12 protein-coding genes are annotated in these 17,172 nt (G+C 66.0%); 7 read left to right on the top strand and 5 right to left on the bottom strand.

Going from position 1 to position 17,172, the window contains the following annotated elements; genetic code table 11:
• Positions 1-68: 68 nt before the first annotated feature.
• From glgB to ABZO33_RS05605, 3 genes are all read right to left on the bottom strand, one after another.
• Entirely contained in the window at positions 69-2,279 is a 2,211-nt protein-coding gene (glgB, locus tag ABZO33_RS05615; RefSeq protein WP_414535186.1) for a 1,4-alpha-glucan branching protein GlgB, read from the bottom strand.
• Positions 2,280-5,597 (bottom strand): maltose alpha-D-glucosyltransferase, encoded by a 3,318-nt coding sequence (treS, locus tag ABZO33_RS05610; RefSeq protein ID WP_414535185.1) that lies wholly within the window; start codon positions 5,595-5,597, stop codon positions 2,280-2,282. It abuts the gene before it with no gap.
• Positions 5,598-5,674: 77 nt separating this feature from the next.
• Positions 5,675-7,693 carry an alpha-1,4-glucan--maltose-1-phosphate maltosyltransferase gene (locus ABZO33_RS05605; protein WP_414535184.1) on the bottom strand — a complete coding sequence of 673 codons (2,019 nt, stop codon included), beginning with the start codon at positions 7,691-7,693 and terminating at the stop codon, positions 5,675-5,677.
• 138 nt (positions 7,694-7,831) lie between these two features.
• Between ABZO33_RS05605 and ABZO33_RS05600 the strand changes: the two genes are divergently transcribed.
• Positions 7,832-7,993, top strand: a complete 162-nt coding sequence (locus ABZO33_RS05600; RefSeq protein ID WP_167388392.1) for a hypothetical protein — start codon at positions 7,832-7,834, stop codon at positions 7,991-7,993.
• A gap of 161 nt (positions 7,994-8,154) precedes the next feature.
• Positions 8,155-8,415: an acyl carrier protein gene (locus ABZO33_RS05595; protein ID WP_414535183.1), complete on the top strand. Its 261-nt coding sequence runs from the start codon at positions 8,155-8,157 to the stop codon at positions 8,413-8,415.
• Here the strand turns inward: ABZO33_RS05595 and ABZO33_RS05590 are convergent.
• Positions 8,390-10,060: an AMP-binding protein gene (locus tag ABZO33_RS05590; RefSeq protein ID WP_414535182.1), complete on the bottom strand. Its 1,671-nt coding sequence runs from the start codon at positions 10,058-10,060 to the stop codon at positions 8,390-8,392. The genes ABZO33_RS05595 and ABZO33_RS05590 overlap by 26 nt on opposite strands.
• Positions 10,061-10,343: 283 nt before the next feature.
• Here ABZO33_RS05590 and ABZO33_RS05585 point away from each other — a divergent pair, with 283 nt between their 5' ends.
• The 4 genes from ABZO33_RS05585 to ABZO33_RS05570 are packed head-to-tail and all read left to right on the top strand — an operon-like array spanning position 10,344 to position 15,899.
• A complete protein-coding gene (locus ABZO33_RS05585; protein WP_414535181.1) occupies positions 10,344-11,507 on the top strand; it encodes an isovaleryl-CoA dehydrogenase in 1,164 nt (387 codons plus the stop codon).
• Between the two features lie 19 nt (positions 11,508-11,526).
• Positions 11,527-13,134 carry a carboxyl transferase domain-containing protein gene (locus tag ABZO33_RS05580; RefSeq protein ID WP_414535180.1) on the top strand — a complete coding sequence of 536 codons (1,608 nt, stop codon included), beginning with the start codon at positions 11,527-11,529 and terminating at the stop codon, positions 13,132-13,134.
• A 3-nt stretch (positions 13,135-13,137) separates the two neighbouring features.
• Complete coding sequence (locus tag ABZO33_RS05575) at positions 13,138-13,947, top strand: gamma-carboxygeranoyl-CoA hydratase (protein ID WP_414535179.1); 810 nt, start codon at positions 13,138-13,140, stop codon at positions 13,945-13,947.
• The gene (locus ABZO33_RS05570; protein ID WP_414535178.1) at positions 13,944-15,899 is read left to right on the top strand and encodes a biotin carboxylase N-terminal domain-containing protein; all 1,956 of its coding nucleotides are present in this window, start codon (positions 13,944-13,946) and stop codon (positions 15,897-15,899) included. Before ABZO33_RS05575 ends, ABZO33_RS05570 begins: the two co-directional genes overlap by 4 nt.
• Positions 15,900-16,032: 133 nt before the next feature.
• Here the strand turns inward: ABZO33_RS05570 and ABZO33_RS05565 are convergent, their stop codons facing one another.
• Positions 16,033-16,740, bottom strand: coding sequence for a S24 family peptidase (locus tag ABZO33_RS05565; RefSeq protein ID WP_414535177.1), 708 nt, complete (start codon positions 16,738-16,740; stop codon positions 16,033-16,035).
• Positions 16,741-16,829: 89 nt separating this feature from the next.
• Between ABZO33_RS05565 and ABZO33_RS05560 the strand changes: the two genes are divergently transcribed.
• Positions 16,830-17,144 carry a DUF6124 family protein gene (locus ABZO33_RS05560; protein WP_414535176.1) on the top strand — a complete coding sequence of 105 codons (315 nt, stop codon included), beginning with the start codon at positions 16,830-16,832 and terminating at the stop codon, positions 17,142-17,144.
• The last annotated feature ends 28 nt before the right edge of the window (positions 17,145-17,172 follow it).

Raw genomic sequence — 17,172 nt, 5'->3', positions numbered from 1 at the left:
CACGCCGAGGGCCAGATAAAGGCGTGGGAGCGGGCTTGCCCCGTGATAGCGCCGGTATAGCCCACGCCTCAGGTCGGCTTCATCACCAGCACCCCCAACGGCGGCAGGTTCAGCGCCAGCGACAATCGCTGGCCATGGCTGGCGATCTCATCGGCGACCACCGCTCCGAGGTTGCCGACGTTCGATCCGGCATACAGCTCGGCGTCGCTGTTGAGCAGTTCCACCCACTGTTCGCCAAACGGCACGCCGATGCGGTAGCCCTCGCGCGGCACCGGGGTGAAGTTGGCCACCACCAGCAACGGTTCGCCCTGGCTGCTCCAGCGCAGCCAGGCATACACGCTGTTGGCGGCATCGTCGCCGATCAACCACTGGAAGCCTTGGGGCTGGCAGTCCTGCTCGTGCAGCGCGGGCAGGTCGCGGTACAGGCGGTTGAGGTCGGCGACCAGCTTCTGCACCCCTTGGTGCTCGGAGTACTGCAGCAGGTACCAGTCCAGCTGCTGGTCGTGGTTCCATTCGCGCCACTGGCCGAACTCGCAGCCCATGAACAGCAGCTTCTTGCCCGGGTGCATCCACATGAAGGTCAGGTAGGCGCGCAGGTTGGCGAATTTCTGCCAACGGTCGCCGGGCATCTTGTCGATCAGCGAATGCTTGCCGTGCACCACTTCGTCGTGGGAAATGGGCAGGATGAAGTGCTCGGAATAGGCATAGATCAGCCCGAAGCTCATTTCGTTGTGGTGATAGGTGCGGTGGATCGGGTCGTTCTGGATGTAGTGCAGGGTGTCGTGCATCCAGCCCATGTTCCACTTGTAGGCGAAGCCCAGGCCGCCCTGCTGCACCGGCTGGCTGACGCCGGGCCAGGCCGTGGATTCCTCGGCGATGATCAGCGCGCCCGGCGCTTCATGGGCGGCGACGCTGTTGAGGTGGCGGATGAAGTCGATGGCCTCGAGGTTCTCGCGCCCGCCGTGACGGTTGGGCACCCATTCGCCGGCCTTGCGCGAATAATCGCGGTAGAGCATCGAGGCCACCGCGTCCACGCGCAGGCCGTCGATGTGGAAGTGCTTGAGCCAGTGCAGCGCCGAGGCCAGCATGAAACCGCGCACCTCGTTGCGGCCGAGGTTGTAGATCAGCGTGTTCCAGTCCTGGTGGAAACCTTCCAGGGGGTTGTCGTATTCGTACAGGGCGGTGCCGTCGAAACGCGCCAGGCCATGCTCGTCGGTGGGGAAATGCGCCGGCACCCAGTCCAGGAGCACGCCGATGCCGCCCTGGTGGCAGGCGTCGACGAAGAAGGCGAAGTCCTCGGCGCTGCCATAGCGCGAGGTCGGCGCGAACAGCGACAGCGGCTGATAGCCCCAGGAGCCACCGAAGGGGTGCTCCATGATCGGCAGCAACTCGATATGGGTGAAGCCCAGCTCCTGCACATAAGGCACCAGGCGCTCGGCCAGTTCGCGCCAGTTGTAATACCGGGCGACCTCGCCGGCATCGTCTAGCTCGCAGCGCCAGGAGCCGGCGTGCAGCTCGTAGATCGACAGCGGCGCGCTGTAGGCATGACGCTGGGCGCGCAGGTCCATCCAGTCGTGGTCGCGCCAGTCGTGGGCCAGGGCGCCGGCCACCTTCGAAGCGGTGCTCGGCGGCAGTTCGGTGGCGCGGGCCAGGGGGTCGGCCTTGAGCGGCAGTACGCCGTCCTGGCCGAGCACTTCGAACTTGTAGGTCTCGCCCACGCCGAGGCGCGGCACGAACAGCTCCCACACCCCGGCGCCATGGCGCAGGCGCATGGGGTGGCGGCGGCCATCCCAGTTGTTGAATTCGCCCACCACCGACACCCGCCGGGCATTCGGCGCCCATACCGAGAAGCACACCCCGGCGACGCCCTCCACCTCGGTCGGTTGAGCACCGAAACGCCCGGACAGGTCGCGGTGGTTGCCCTCGGCGAACAGGTACATGTCCATCTCGCCCAATTGCGGGCCGAAGCTGTAGGGGTCCTCGGTAACCTGTTCGCCGCCGGCCCAGCCGATCTGCAGCAGATAGGGGGCCGCCTGGTCCAGATGCGCGGTGAACAGCCCGGGCACGGCGCCTTGGCGCATCTCGGCAAGTACCCGGCCGTCGTCGCGGGCCAGCACGCGCGCGCTCAGGGCACTGGGCAGGAAGGCCCGGATGAACTGGCCGCCTGCACCATCGGGGTGCGGGCCGAGTACGGCGAACGGGTCGGCGTGCTCGGCGCGGGCCAGGGCATCGAGGTCCCGTTGCCGAAGGCCGCCGTTGTCACGCGTGGTTGCATTCATCTATGACTCTCCCCAGGTACTGATCAGTCCATGCAGGCCATGCAAAGGCACGGCCAGCCAACTTGGCCGGTTCTCGGCTTCATAGGTAATTTCGTAGGCGGCCTTCTCCAGGCAGAACAGCTCCAGCGCGGCGCGCTCGCCCTCGGCCTGCTGCCAGGCGTGGGGCATGGCGGCGGTGGCCAACCCATAGGCTTCGACGAAGGCATGGCGCGACTGGTGCAGGTACTGCCGGGCGACCCGCTGCCGGGCCTGGCGCGCCGCCTCGGAGAGGTCTACCGCCGAGGCGCTGCGCAGGATCATCGCAGCAGCATAGTCGAAGGAGCGCAGCACGCCGCTGACATCCTTGTACGGGCTGTGCCTGGCCCGACGCTCGTCCAGCGGCCGCGCCGGCTCGCCCTCAAAATCGATCAGGTAGGCGTCGCCCTGCACCACCAGTACCTGGCCCAGGTGCAGGTCGCCGTGTACCCGCATCAGCAGGCCGCCCTGGGCCTGGCGGGCGAGATTGTCGACATGCTGTTGCAGGCCTTCGCGCTGTTGCTGCAGGTCGTCGACCAAGGCCTGGCTGTCGCTGTCCAGGGTGTCACGGTGCTGGGCAAGCAGGTCGAGGGCATGGCTCAGTTCGGCGCTGATCTGGCGGCTCCAACGCTCGCTGTCACGGGCGTCGCTCGGGCGTGAACGGAACGCTTCGTCGTCGCTCGGCGCGGCCAGCAGCAGGTGCATTTCGCCCAAGCGCTGGCCGAGCAAGGCGGCAAAACCGGTCAGTTCGGCCAGCGCATCGGTGTGCGCCTCCTGCTCGACGCTGGTGGGTTCCATCTGGTCGCGGATCGCCCGTTCCAGGGTGTTCTGCGTCCAGTCCCAGGCATCGCCCTGGTTGCTCAGGTAGCCCTGGGCAATCATCAGCAGGTGCGGCTGCTCGCTGTCGTCCACACGGCTGACCCAGGCCAGCAACGGGGAGATATTGGCAAAGCCGGCGGCGGTCAGGTAGGCGCTCATCTCCAGCTCCGGGTGAGTGCCCGGATTGACCCGACGGATCAACTTGAGCACCAGGCTGCCACCGACCACCACCGAGCTGTTGGACTGCTCGGCGCTCAGGTAGCGCACCTCGCTCTGCTCATCGAGCTGCAGCGCGGCCAACTGCTCGGTGCTGTGGAAGCGCAGCTCGCCCAGGCCATCGCCACAGGCCAGGCGCAGACCGTCCTGGCAGCCCTGGAGCACGGCGCGAATGAAGGGCTCGAGCACGAAGGCATCGGTGATCAGCCCCACCTGACGGCCACGGCGTACCCGCGACAGCGCCAGCTGCTGGGGCAGCGCGGCATTGATCTGCTCCTCCGGCAACAAGCCGAAGGGCAGCTGGTAGTGGGTGACCACGCCTTCGCTGTGCACCTCCAGCTCGCCAAGCAGCACTGGCAATGCCGGGGTGGCCATGCGCACGCCATAGCGCAGGCGGACCTGGTCGATCGGCCCTTCCTTGCCGGCGAACCAGCGGCGCTTGGGCAGGTACTGCGGCAGGATCGCTGCCTGCAACGTCTCGCGGGCCGGTGATTCGAGCAGTTCCTCCATGCGCTTGCGCAGTACCAGGGTGGTCAGCTCGGGCAGGCCCTCGCTGGGCTGGATATGCCAGCTGGGCATGCGGTCATGGCTGGCCAGCAGGAACCAGTAGAAACCGTACGGTGGCAACGTCAGCAGGAATGGCAGCTGGCCGATGGGCGGGAAGGCACTGCCGCCAAGCATCTCCACCGGCACCTTGTCGGCGTATTGCGACAGTTCCAGCTCGGCGGCCTGTGCGGCCCGCGAGACGTTGGCCACGCACAGCACGATCTCGACGTTGCCCTCGGCATCGGTGTATTCGCGGATATAGGCCAGCACCCGCCGGTTGCTTGGCGTGAGCATCTTCAGGCTGCCGCGGCCGAAGGCCTTCTGCTGCTTGCGCACCGCCAGCAGGCGGCGGTTCCAGTTGAGCAGCGAATGCGGGTCGTGGGCCTGGGCCTCGACGTTGATCGTCTGGTAGCCGTACAACGGGTCCATGATCGGTGGCAGCACCAGGCGCTGCGGGTCGGCACGGGAAAAGCCACCATTGCGGTCCGGCGACCACTGCATGGGGGTGCGCACGCCATCGCGGTCGCCCAGGTAGATGTTATCGCCCATGCCCAGTTCATCACCGTAGTACAGCGTCGGCGTGCCGGGCATCGACAACAGCAGGCTGGTGAGCAGCTCGATACGCCGCCGGTCGCGTTGCAGCAGCGGCGCCAGGCGCCGGCGAATCCCTAAGTTGATGCGGGCGCGGCGGTCCTCGGCGTAGTAGTTCCACAGGTAGTCGCGTTCGCGGTCGGTGACCATTTCCAGGGTCAGCTCATCGTGGTTGCGCAGGAAGATCGCCCACTGGCAGTTGGCCGGGATCTCCGGGGTCTGGCGCAGGATATCGGTGATCGGGAAGCGGTCTTCCATGGCCAGGGCCATGTACATGCGCGGCATCAACGGGAAGTGGAAGGCCATGTGGCATTCGTCGCCATCACCTTCGCCGAAGTACGGGCGGGTGTCCTCGGGCCACTGGTTGGCTTCGGCCAGGAGCATGCGGTCGGGGTAGTTGGCGTCGATCTCGGCGCGGATCGCCTTGAGCACCACATGGGTCTCGGCGAGGTTCTCGTTGTTGGTGCCGTCGCGCTCGATCAGGTAGGGGATGGCGTCCAGGCGCAGGCCGTCGACGCCGATGTCGAGCCAGAAGCGCATCACCCCGATCACTGCCTTGAGCACTTGCGGGTTGTCGAAGTTGAGGTCCGGCTGGTGCGAGTAGAAGCGGTGCCAGAAGTACTGGCCGGCGACCGGGTCCCAGGTCCAGTTGGACTTCTCGGTATCGAGGAAGATGATCCGCGTGCCGTCGTACTTCTGGTCATCGTCCGACCACACGTAGAAGTCCCGGGCCTTGCTGCCACGCTTGGCATGCCGGGCGCGCAGGAACCAGGGGTGCTGGTCGGAGGTGTGGTTGATGACCAGCTCGGTGATCACCCGCAGGCCACGCTTGTGCGCCTCGGCGATGAAGCGCCTGGCGTCGGCCATGCTGCCGTAGTCCGGGTGCACGGCCTTGTACTCGGCGATGTCGTAGCCGTCGTCGCGCCGTGGCGAGGGGTAGAACGGCAGCAGCCAGAGGGTGTTGACGCCCAGTTCGGCGATGTAGTCGAGCTTGCCGATCAGGCCTGCGAAATCGCCGATGCCGTCGTTGTTCGCGTCGAAGAACGATTTCACGTGCAGTTGGTAGATCACCGCGTCCTTGTACCACAGCGGATCGTCGATGAAGGCTGCCGGGCGGGAACGCTTGGCCATTGGGGACTCCTTTGTGTCCGAGGGTTCAGCTTGAAGCCCATCGCGGTGCGCCGATGCGACTTGCTCCGCAATGGGCCCTAGCGCGATTTCTCGATGCGCCAGATACCGAACGGCTGGTGCCACGGCTCGATGCGCATCCACTGGGTCTTGCCATGCCAGGTCCAGCGCTGGCCATTCATCAGGTCTTCCCCTTGGGTGTCGGCACTGTCGTCCAGCCCCAGCTCCCACAGCGGCAACTCGAAGCTGGCCTCCTGGGCGTTGTGCGGGTCGAGGCTGATGGCTACCAGAATGAAGTTGTCACGCTCGGGGGTGCGCTTGGCGAAGTAGAGAATGTTGTCGTTCCAGCAGTTGAGGAACACCACCCCAAGATGGGTCTGCAGGGCGCGGTTCTGCCGACGGATACGGTTGAGCTGGGCGATCTCGGCGACGATGTTGCCAGGTTGGGTGAAGTCGCGCGGGCGGATCTCGTACTTCTCCGAGTCCAGGTACTCCTCCTTCCCCGGCAACGGCGTGCCTTCGCAAAGCTCGAAGCCCGAGTACATGCCCCACAACCCCGAACCCATGGTCGCCAGCGCCGCGCGGATCAGAAAGCCTGCCCTTCCCGAGGTCTGCAGGAAGAACGGGTTGATGTCCGGCGTGTTGACGAAGAAATTGGGCCGGTAGCACTGGCTCCAAGGCGGCTGGTTGAGCTGCTCGAAGTATTCGCGCAGCTCTTGCTTGGTATTGCGCCAGGTGAAGTAGGTGTAGCTCTGCGCGTAGCCGACCTTGCCCAGGCGCGCCATCATCGCCGGGCGGGTGAAGGCCTCGGCGAGGAAGACCACCTCGGGGTGCTGGCTGCGCACATTGGCGATCAGCCATTGCCAGAACGGCAGCGGCTTGGTGTGCGGGTTGTCGACGCGGAAGGTCTTCACGCCCTCCTCGACCCAGCCGACCACCACGTCACGCAGCGCCAGCCACAGGCTCGGCACCGATTCGGGGGCGTAGAAGTCGACGTTGACGATGTCCTGGTATTTCTTCGGCGGGTTTTCCGCGTAGCGGATGCTGCCGTCGGGGCGCCAGCTGAACCAACCGGGGTGCTCCTGCAACCAGGGGTGGTCCTGGGAGCACTGGATGGCGAAGTCCAGGGCGATCTCCAGGCCATGCTCGGCGGCGGCGGCGACCAGCCGGCGGAAGTCCTCGCGGCTGCCCAGCTGCGGGTGGATGGCATCGTGGCCACCCTCGGGGCTGCCGATGGCGTAGGGGCTGCCGGGGTCCTCGGGCTGGGCCTGCAGGGCATTGTTGCGGCCCTTGCGGTGCTTCATGCCGATGGGATGAATCGGCGGGAAGTACAGCACGTCGAAGCCCATGTCGCGGATCATCGGCAGGCGCTGGTGCACGTCGTCGAAGGTACCGTGGCGTTCGGGGTCGTCGGTGACCGAGCGCGGGAACAGCTCATACCAGCTGGCGAACTGGGCCGCCTCGCGGTCCACATCCAGCGGGAATTCGCGGCTGCGGGTGAGGTAGCTGCGGTGCTCGGCCTCGGCCATCAGCTGGGCCGCGTCGGGGTGCAGCAGCAGCGCCACCTGGTCGTCCGCCGGCAGACCCGGCAGGCGCTGCTGCAAGTTTTCGAGCTGCTCGCGCAGTAGCCCGTCGCTACGCTCGATACCCTGGCCCAGCAGCAGCCGGCCCTCTTCCAGTTCGAGCTTGACGTCCACGCCGGCGGCGTACTTCTTCTCCAGGTCGTGGCAGAAGGTGGCGAAAGGGTCGATCCAGGCCTCGATGCTGAACAGGTGCAGGCCCAGACCCGTGGGGATGAAATCGGCCTGCCACAGGTCGTTGCCCGGCGAATGCATGGCCACGCAGTGCCAGCGCCGGCTGTGGGCCTGGCGCCAGTTCAGGGTTACCGCCAGTCGATCGTGCCCGTCGCTGTAGACCTTGGCCGTGACCTCGACCTTGTGCCCGCGCACCGCCTTGGCGGCGAAGGTGCCGCCGTCGAGCACCGGGTTTGCGTCCTCGATCACGATGCGCGGCGCCAGCAGCGCCTGGGCCAGGCTGATGGCCTGGTCCGGGTGATCGTTGGCCATGGGCACGCTTTCGAACGGCTCGTTACCAGACATCGACCTGCTCCCCTGGGCTGGTGGCGTTAAGGGTTCAGAGCCGTGGTCGGGCGCGGGGGTTCAAAAAAAATGAGCGTCGGGCGCAGGCCTGGGTCAAAGCCTGCGACACCTCTTCACTCATCCCGCGAGGCCAGGCCCATGAACATTCCCATTCCACCGGAGACGCCCGACCCGAACATAGACGACCCGACCCTGCCGCCGCCGGTGCCCGAGGAGGATCCGGACGAGCTGCCGATCAAGCCGACCGTGCCGCCGACCGTGGGCGACCCGCCAAGCCAGGAGCCGCCGGTGAAAGCTTGAGGATAGACAAGGCTGCAGAAAATTGGCGCTTGGGCCGGCCCTGTCACGGGGCCGGCACTGCAAGCACAACCCTGACGCAACCGCACCTGGCATTTCTACCAGTAGCCCCTGCCGACAAAGCGACGTACAGAGGAACATCACTCTCTGACGATCCTTCCAGCATGCACTCACGCCTCTACATCGCCTTCCACGTGCAATGGATACTCGCAAGCTTTCTGGAGCAGAGCCTGCACCAGATCCGCCCCGACATCACCCTGGACGAACTGGGCGCCGACAGCTTCGACGTGGTGGAGCTACAGGCGATCATCGAAGAAACCTTCGGCATCTTCATCGCCGAGCCACTGCGAACCTACGTCACCTTCGCCGATCTGGTCGACCTGATCTACCAGACCATGGCTAACCCCCCAGCTCCTCCACACTGATCTCGCGCATGCGAAACTTCTGCACCTTCCCTGTCACCGTCATCGGGAACTCATCGACAAAACGGTAATGCCTTGGCGCCTTGAAATGTGCCAGCCGCGCCTTGCACCACTGCTGCAGCTCATCCGCAGTGGCGCTGTGTCCCGGATGCAGGCGGATCCACGCCACCACCTCCTCGCCATACTTGCTGCACGGAATCCCCACCACCTGTGCCTCGGCAACAGCCGGGTGGGTATGCAGGAACTCCTCCAGCTCACGCGGATAGATGTTCTCGCCGCCGCGAATGATCATGTCCTTGTTGCGCCCGACGATGCGTACATAACCGTCGTCGTCCATCACCGCCAGGTCGCCGCTGTGCATCCAGCCCGCCGGGTCGATGGCGTCATGGGTGGCCTGCAGGTTGTCCCAATAGCCGAGCATCACGCTGTAGCCACGGGTGCACAGCTCGCCGATCTCGCCTTGTGCGACGATGCGCCCGTCGGCGTCCACCAGCTTGGTTTCCAGGTGCGGCTGGGTGCGGCCCACGGTGGTCACGCGCAGCTCCAGGCCATCGTCGGGGCCGGTCTGCAGCGACACCGGGCTGGTTTCGGTCATGCCGTAGGCAATCTGCACCTCGGCCATGTGCAACTGGTCGATCACCTTGCGCATGACCTCGATCGGGCAGGTAGCGCCGGCCATGATGCCGCTGCGCAGGGTGGATAGGTCCATGGCCTGGCGTGACGGGTGGTCGAGCATGGCGATGAACATGGTCGGCACGCCATAGAGAATGCTGGCACGCTCCTCGGCCACCGCGCGCAGGGTCAGCTCCGGGTCGAAGGCGTCATTGGGATAGATCATGGTGCTGCCGTGGGTGATACAGCCGAGGTTGGCCATGACCATGCCGAAGCAGTGGTACAGCGGCACCGGGATCACCATGCGGTCGCGCTCGGTCAGGCCCAGGCTGCGGCCGACCATGTAGCCGTTGTTGAGGATGTTGTAGTGGCTCAGAGTCGCGCCCTTGGGCGCGCCGGTGGTGCCGGAGGTGTACTGGATGTTCACTGGCTGGTCGAACTGCAGGCCCTGTTGCCGCGCCTGATAGGCGCCGACCTCGACCTGCCCTGCCCGCCCGGCCAGCTCGGCCCAGGGCAGGAAACCCGCGGGCGGCTCGGCGGCCAGGCTGATCACGCCACGCAGGTCTGGCAGGCGTTCGCTGGCCAGCTCGCCCACGGCATGGAGCGCCAGCTCCGGCACCAGCTCCTGCACCATCGCGTGATAGTCGGAAGTCTTGAAGGCATCGGCGCATGCCAGCCAGCGGCAGCCGGACTGACGCAGCACGTATTCCAGCTCACCCACCCGGTAGGCCGGGTTGACGTTGACCAGGATCGCGCCAACCTTGGCCGTGGCCAATTGCAGGATGCACCACTGGGCGCAGTTGGGCGCCCAGATACCGACTCGCTCGCCCACCTCCACACCCAGCGCCATCAAGGCCCGGGAATGTACGTCGACCTCCGCGGCCAGCTCGGCCCAGCTGTAGCGCAGTTCCTGGTGGCGCACCACCAGCGCCTCGCGCTCGCCGTGAAGGGCGACGGTGGCATCGAAGGCTTGGCCGATGGTCAAGGTCAGCAGTGGATGGTCCTGGCGGCCACGGGTGTAGCTTGGTTGAGGCATGGTGATCCCTTCTTGTGGTTGTTCTGGGCATGACTGAAGCAGGCGGCAAATACTCTGGCGCAGATTTACGTTTACGTAAAGGTGATGATCCGATTGACAGCCCCGGAAGGCAGGTTTACGTTAACGTCAAGCAAAGGCCTCAGGGACTTTGTGGGAGCGGGCTTGCCCCGCGATGAGGCCGGACCAGGCGACACAGCTGGCCGATCTGACGGCATCGCGGGGCAAGCCCGCTCCCACAAAGTCTCAGCAAACACTCCCTTTCAAGAACAATAAGGTGCCCCGCATGCATTATCCCAGCCTGAACTTCGCCCTGGGCGAAACCATCGACATGCTCCGCGACCAGGTGCGCACCTTCGTTGCCGCCGAGCTGGCGCCGCGCGCCGCGCAGATCGACCACGACAACCTGTTCCCCGCCGACATGTGGCGCAAGTTCGGTGACATGGGCCTGTTGGGCATCACCGTGCCGGAAGAATACGGCGGCGCCGGCCTGGGCTACCTGGCCCACGTGGTGTCGATGGAAGAAATCAGCCGGGGCTCGGCGTCGGTGGCCCTGTCCTACGGCGCCCACTCCAACCTGTGCGTCAACCAGATCAACCGCAACGGCACTCACGAGCAGAAGCTCAAGTACCTGCCCAAGCTGATCAGCGGCGAACACATCGGCGCCCTGGCCATGAGCGAGCCCAACGCCGGCTCCGACGTGGTGTCGATGAAGCTGCGCGCCGAAAAACGCGGCGACCGCTACGTGCTCAACGGCAGCAAGACCTGGATCACCAACGGCCCCGACGCCAACACCTACGTGATCTACGCCAAGACCGACCTGGACAAGGGCGCCCACGGCATCACCGCGTTCATCGTCGAGCGCGACTGGAAAGGCTTCAGCCGCAGCAACAAGTTCGACAAGCTGGGCATGCGCGGCTCCAACACCTGCGAGCTGTTCTTCGATGACGTCGAAGTGCCGGAAGAAAACATCCTCGGCCAGCTCAACGGCGGCGTGCGCGTGCTGATGAGCGGCCTGGACTACGAGCGCGTGGTGCTGTCCGGCGGCCCGACCGGCATCATGCAGAGCTGCATGGACCTGGTGGTGCCGTACATCCACGACCGCAAGCAGTTCGGCCAGAGCATCGGCGAGTTCCAGCTGATCCAGGGCAAGATCGCCGACATGTACACCCAGCTCAACGCCAGCCGCGCCTACCTGTACGCCGTGGCCCAGGCCTGCGACCGTGCCGAGACCACCCGCAAGGACGCCGCCGGGGTGATCCTCTACACCGCCGAACGCGCCACGCAGATGGCCCTGGAGGCGATCCAGATCCTCGGCGGCAACGGCTACATCAATGAGTTCCCGGCTGGCCGCCTGTTGCGCGACGCCAAGCTGTACGAGATTGGCGCCGGCACCAGCGAGATCCGCCGGATGCTGATCGGCCGCGAACTGTTCAACGAAACCCGCTGAGCACAAGGAACTGGCGTCCATGGCTACCCTGCATACCCAGATCAACCCGCGCTCGGCGGAGTTCGCCGTCAATAGCGCGGCCATGCTCGAACAGGTCCAGGCCCTGCGCGGCCTGCTCGCCCAAGTCAGCCAGGGCGGCGGCCCGAAGGCCCAGGAGCGGCATACTTCTCGCGGCAAGCTGCTGCCCCGCGAGCGTATCGACCGCTTGCTCGACCCGGGCTCGGCGTTCCTCGAGATCGGCCAGCTGGCCGCCCATGAGGTGTATGGCGAAGACGTGCCCGCCGCCGGCGTGATCGCCGGCATCGGCCGCGTCGAAGGCGTGGAGTGCATGATCGTGGCCAACGACGCCACGGTCAAAGGCGGCTCCTATTATCCGCTGACGGTGAAAAAGCACCTGCGCGCCCAGACCATCGCCCTGCAGAACCGCCTGCCGTGCATCTACCTGGTGGACTCCGGCGGCGCCAACCTGCCGCGTCAGGACGAGGTATTCCCCGACCGCGAGCACTTCGGGCGGATCTTCTTCAACCAGGCCAACATGAGTGCCCTGGGGATCCCGCAGATCGCCGTGGTGATGGGCTCGTGCACCGCCGGTGGCGCCTATGTGCCGGCCATGGCCGACGAGGCGATCATGGTGCGCCAGCAAGCGACCATCTTCCTCGCAGGCCCGCCTCTGGTGAAGGCCGCGACCGGCGAGGTGGTCAGCGCCGAGGACCTCGGCGGCGCCGATGTGCACTGCCGCACCAGCGGCGTGGCCGACCATTACGCCGACAACGACGAACACGCCCTGGCCATTGCCCGGCGCAGTGTCGCCAACCTCAACTGGCACAAGCAGGGCAAGCTGCAGTGCCAGGCGCCGATTGCGCCGCTGTACAACGCCGAGGAGCTGTACGGCGTGGTCCCGGCCGACGCCAAGCAGCCGTTCGATGTGCGCGAGGTGATCGCCCGCCTGGTCGATGGCTCGGTGTTCGATGAGTTCAAGGCGCTGTTCGGCACCACCCTGGTGTGCGGCTTCGCCCACCTGCACGGCTACCCGGTGGCGATCCTGGCCAACAACGGCATCCTCTTCGCCGAGGCCGCGCAAAAAGGCGCGCATTTCATCGAACTGGCCTGCCAGCGCGGTATCCCGCTGCTGTTCCTGCAGAACATCACCGGGTTCATGGTCGGCAAGAAATACGAAGAAGGCGGCATCGCCAAGCACGGTGCCAAGTTGGTAACGGCAGTGGCCTGCGCCCAGGTGCCGAAATTCACGGTGATCATCGGCGGCAGCTTCGGCGCCGGCAACTACGGCATGTGCGGCCGCGCCTACGACCCGCGCTTCCTGTGGATGTGGCCCAACGCCCGCATCGGCGTGATGGGCGCCGAGCAGGCGGCCGGCGTGCTGGCCCAGGTCAAGCGCGAGCAGAGCGAGCGCAGCGGCGAGGTGTTCAGCAGCGAAGACGAGAAGAAGCTCAAGCAGCCGATCCTCGACCAGTACGAGCGCCAGGGCCACCCCTACTACTCCAGCGCCCGGCTGTGGGACGACGGTGTCATCGACCCGGCGCAAACCCGTGACGTGCTCGGCCTGGCGTTGTCCGCCGCGCTGAACGCCCCGATCGAACAGAGCCGCTTCGGCATTTTCCGGATGTGACCCATGAGCGAATTCGCCACCCTTGAACTGGTCAAGGACCCCCGCGGCTTCGCCACCCTGTGGCTGAGCCGGGAAGACAAGAACAACGCCTTCAACGCCCAGATGATCCGCGAGCTGATCGTCGCCCTCGACCAGCTGGGCGAGGACAGCGGCCTGCGCTTCGTGGTGCTGCGCGGCCGTGGCCGGCACTTCAGCGCCGGGGCCGACCTTGCCTGGATGCAGCAGTCGGCGCAGCTGGACTTCAACACCAACCTCGACGACGCCCACGAGCTGGGCGAGCTGATGTACGCCCTGCACCGGCTCAAGGTGCCGACCCTGGCCGTGGTCCAGGGCGCGGCTTTCGGCGGCGCGCTGGGGCTGATCAGTTGTTGCGACATGGCCATCGGTGCCGAAGACGCGCAGCTATGCCTGTCGGAAGTGCGCATCGGCCTGGCCCCGGCGGTGATCAGCCCGTTCGTGGTCAAGGCCATCGGTGAGCGCGCCGCCCGCCGCTACGCCCTCACCGCCGAGCGCTTCAGCGGCGTGCGCGCCCGCGACCTGGGCCTGCTGGCCGAGGTGTACCCGGCCGCCGAACTGGACGCCCAGGTCGAGGCCTGGGTCGACAACCTGCTGCACAACAGCCCACAGGCGCTGCGCGCCACCAAGGACCTGCTGCGCGAAGTGGATGATGGCGAACTGAGCCCGGCCCTGCGCCGCTACTGCGAGAACGCCATCGCCCGCATCCGCGTCAGCGCCGAAGGCCAGGAGGGCCTGCGCGCCTTCCTGGAAAAACGCCGCCCCGCCTGGCAAGACAACAAGGAGCCGCGCCCATGAGCCGACCCACGCTGACCACCCTGCTGGTCGCCAACCGCGGTGAGATCGCCTGCCGGGTGATGCGCACCGCCAAGGCCATGGGCCTGACCACCGTGGCCGTGCACAGCGCCACCGACCGCGATGCGCGCCACAGCCGCGAGGCTGATATCCGCGTCGATCTCGGTGGCAGCAAGGCCGCCGACAGCTACCTGGTGATCGACAAGCTGCTCGCCGCCGCCAAGGCCAGCGGCGCCCAGGCCATCCATCCAGGCTATGGCTTCCTTTCGGAGAACGCCGGTTTTGCCCGCGCCATCGAACAGGCCGGGCTGATCTTCCTCGGCCCACCAGCCAGCGCCATCGACGCCATGGGCAGCAAGTCGGCGGCCAAGGCGCTGATGGAATCCGCCGGGGTGCCGCTGGTGCCGGGCTACCACGGCGAAGCCCAGGACCTGGAGACCTTCCGCGCCGCCGCCGAGCGCATCGGCTACCCGGTACTGCTCAAGGCCAGCGCCGGCGGTGGCGGCAAGGGCATGAAGGTGGTCGAGGAGGAAAGCCAGCTGGCCGATGCCCTGGCCTCGGCGCAACGGGAAGCGCAGTCGTCGTTCGGCGATGCGCGGATGCTGGTCGAGAAATACGTGCTCAAGCCTCGCCATGTGGAGATCCAGGTGTTCGCCGACCAGCACGGCCACTGCCTGTACCTCAACGAGCGCGACTGCTCGATCCAGCGCCGCCACCAGAAAGTGGTCGAGGAAGCTCCGGCACCGGGCCTCTCCCCCGAGCTGCGTCAGGCCATGGGCGAGGCGGCGGTACGCGCCGCCCAGGCCATCGGCTACGTCGGCGCCGGCACCGTGGAGTTTTTGCTCGATGCCCGTGGCGAGTTCTTCTTCATGGAGATGAACACCCGTCTGCAAGTGGAGCACCCGGTCACCGAGGCCATCACCGGGCTCGACCTGGTGGCCTGGCAGATCCGCGTGGCCTGCGGCGAGCCGCTGCCGATCACCCAGGAGCAGGTGCCGCTGATCGGCCATGCCATCGAGGTGCGGTTGTACGCCGAGGATCCGGCCAACGAATTCCTGCCGGCCACCGGCACCCTGGCGCTGTACCGCGAGTCGGCGCCGGGCGAAGGCCGCCGGGTGGACAGCGGCGTCAGCGAGGGCGATGTGGTGTCGCCGTTCTACGACCCGATGCTGGGCAAGCTGATCGCCTGGGGCCAGGACCGCGAACAGGCGCGCCTGCGCTTGCTGGCGATGCTCGATGAGTTCGCCATTGGCGGGTTGAAGACCAACATCGCCTTCCTGCGCCGCATCCTGGCGCACCCGGCGTTTGCCGAGGCGGAACTGGACACCGGGTTCATTCCGCGTCACCAGGATGTGCTGCTGCCCCCGCCACAGGCGCTGCCGGCGCAGTTCTGGGAGGCCGCCGCCGAAGCCTGGCTGCAAAGTGAGCCAGCACAACTGCGCCAGGACGACCGCGCTTCACCGTGGGCGGCCCGCGATGGCCTGCGCCTGGGCTTGCCGGCGCGCAGCAGCCTGCACTTGCAGTGCGAAGGGCATGAACAGGCAGTAGCGCTGGAACGCAGCGCGCCTTCGACCTATCGACTGGAGGGGGAACAACTGTGTCATGACCAGGACGGCCTGCGCCGTCGCCACCTGGCGGTGCGTCGGGGCGCCACGCTGTACCTGCAGTGGCAGGGTGAGTTGCATGCCGTCAGCGTTCATGACCCGATCGCTGCGGCCGAGGCCAGCCACAGCCACCAGGGCGGGCTGGGTGCGCCGATGAACGGGAGTATCGTGCGGGTGCTGGTGGAACCGGGGCAGGTGGTCGAGGCCGGTACCGCGCTGGTGGTGCTGGAGGCGATGAAGATGGAGCACAGCATTCGGGCGCCGCATGAGGGGACGGTGAAGGCGCTGTTCTGTCAGGAGGGGGATATGGTTAGCGAAGGGACGGTGTTGGTGGAGCTGGAGGGGGCGTAACGGCGGCAAGGTGTCCGTCGAAAAGGTTGTTTCGCCTATGAGATCGAGCGCCGCCCGCGCGGCGCTCGATCTCGAGAGCGCTGCAAGACCCCCGCCTGGCACCTCGCAGCCCCAACACGGTCTGCGCGGGAACCTAGAGCACTCCGTGCATCCGCACCACAACACCAAGAAACTCGCACCCCTCCTCGCACACCAAGGTCGGATAGGCATTGTTGAGCGCCTTCAGATACCGCTGCCCACCCTCCTCGGTCAACTGCCGAAAGATCGCGGACTTGCCAGGCAGCCGGGCAATCACCAGACGCCCCGGCTCGGCGGGCACACCATCATCGACCAGGATTCGAACTCCCTCGGGCACGCTCCTGCCGCTGGCCGCATTCATGGTGTCGTTCTCGACCGTCAGCCAGAACGCCTTGCCCTGGGCCAAGTAGTCAGTCTGCTCGAAGACATCCGGCGCCTCCTGCTCCTGCTGACCCAACGTGCCCCAGTCACGTACCGGATAGCGGAAACACACGAAGTATTTCGCCAGCCCGTCGTCGTCATCCTCGTCCTCGAGGCCATAACGCGCCCGCTCCTCGCCCACCTGCCCCAGCACACGCAGTTGCATGCTGACCTGGTAATGCGGCATGCCCAGCTCGATGAACGTGCGGTTCATCGAGTCGACCCGAGGCTGACGGCGTTTCTTCAACCAATGGCCGATGCTGCCCTGGGAAACCCCAACGCGTTCGGCAAGCTGCTCCTGGGAGATATCGAGCTCTTCGATCCGTTCCCGGACCAGGGCTATCCATTTGTCCATATTCATCGCAGGCACGATACGGACTGCCTCCCTGGGTTCAATACACATCAAGTAGTATTTGCCAAAACACATTTCAATACTTTAGGTATTAGAATCGAGCTTCACCTTTCACCTATTGGTATTCGCAGGTAATCAGGATGAGCATCTCGAAAGAAACGGAAACAGATCTCGACGAAGAAGCAGCCCGCCGCGCCCTCGATTTCTACCTCAACCCCACCCCCACGCCCCGCGACCTGGAGCGTTCACTGTGGACCCTGCGCGAAGGCGTCAGCGACGCCCAGGCCAGCGAGCACGCCATGGCCCTGCTGCGCTGCGCCTCGGCCACGGCACAGGAAACCGGCAACCATCTGCAAGGCACGACGCGGGAAGTGGTGTTTGCGCTGATGCACATGGTCAACATGGCCCGGGCCCTGCTGGAGCAGTGCCACGCCACGGAAAAGGCATCGATCTGAAGGGAGAACGTGATAGCCGACGAACGGC

The sequence above is a fragment of the Pseudomonas sp. CAM1A genome, assembly GCF_047501685.1.
Taxonomy (GTDB): Bacteria; Pseudomonadota; Gammaproteobacteria; order Pseudomonadales; family Pseudomonadaceae; genus Aquipseudomonas.
The sequence above is the reverse complement of the archived record's forward strand: the minus strand, read 5'-3'. Positions and strand labels throughout refer to the sequence as shown.

What these genes read in the sequence shown, in the direction of transcription:
- glgB (WP_414535186.1), bottom strand. Translation starts at nt 2,279, where the DNA reads ATGAATGCAACCACGCGTGACAACGGCGGCCTTCGGCAACGGGACCTC.
- treS (WP_414535185.1), bottom strand. Translation starts at nt 5,597, where the DNA reads ATGGCCAAGCGTTCCCGCCCGGCAGCCTTCATCGACGATCCGCTGTGG.
- ABZO33_RS05605 (WP_414535184.1), bottom strand. Translation starts at nt 7,693, where the DNA reads ATGTCTGGTAACGAGCCGTTCGAAAGCGTGCCCATGGCCAACGATCAC.
- ABZO33_RS05600 (WP_167388392.1), top strand. Translation starts at nt 7,832, where the DNA reads ATGAACATTCCCATTCCACCGGAGACGCCCGACCCGAACATAGACGAC.
- ABZO33_RS05595 (WP_414535183.1), top strand. Translation starts at nt 8,155, where the DNA reads ATGCACTCACGCCTCTACATCGCCTTCCACGTGCAATGGATACTCGCA.
- ABZO33_RS05590 (WP_414535182.1), bottom strand. Translation starts at nt 10,060, where the DNA reads ATGCCTCAACCAAGCTACACCCGTGGCCGCCAGGACCATCCACTGCTG.
- ABZO33_RS05585 (WP_414535181.1), top strand. Translation starts at nt 10,344, where the DNA reads ATGCATTATCCCAGCCTGAACTTCGCCCTGGGCGAAACCATCGACATG.
- ABZO33_RS05580 (WP_414535180.1), top strand. Translation starts at nt 11,527, where the DNA reads ATGGCTACCCTGCATACCCAGATCAACCCGCGCTCGGCGGAGTTCGCC.
- ABZO33_RS05575 (WP_414535179.1), top strand. Translation starts at nt 13,138, where the DNA reads ATGAGCGAATTCGCCACCCTTGAACTGGTCAAGGACCCCCGCGGCTTC.
- ABZO33_RS05570 (WP_414535178.1), top strand. Translation starts at nt 13,944, where the DNA reads ATGAGCCGACCCACGCTGACCACCCTGCTGGTCGCCAACCGCGGTGAG.
- ABZO33_RS05565 (WP_414535177.1), bottom strand. Translation starts at nt 16,740, where the DNA reads ATGTGTATTGAACCCAGGGAGGCAGTCCGTATCGTGCCTGCGATGAAT.
- ABZO33_RS05560 (WP_414535176.1), top strand. Translation starts at nt 16,830, where the DNA reads ATGAGCATCTCGAAAGAAACGGAAACAGATCTCGACGAAGAAGCAGCC.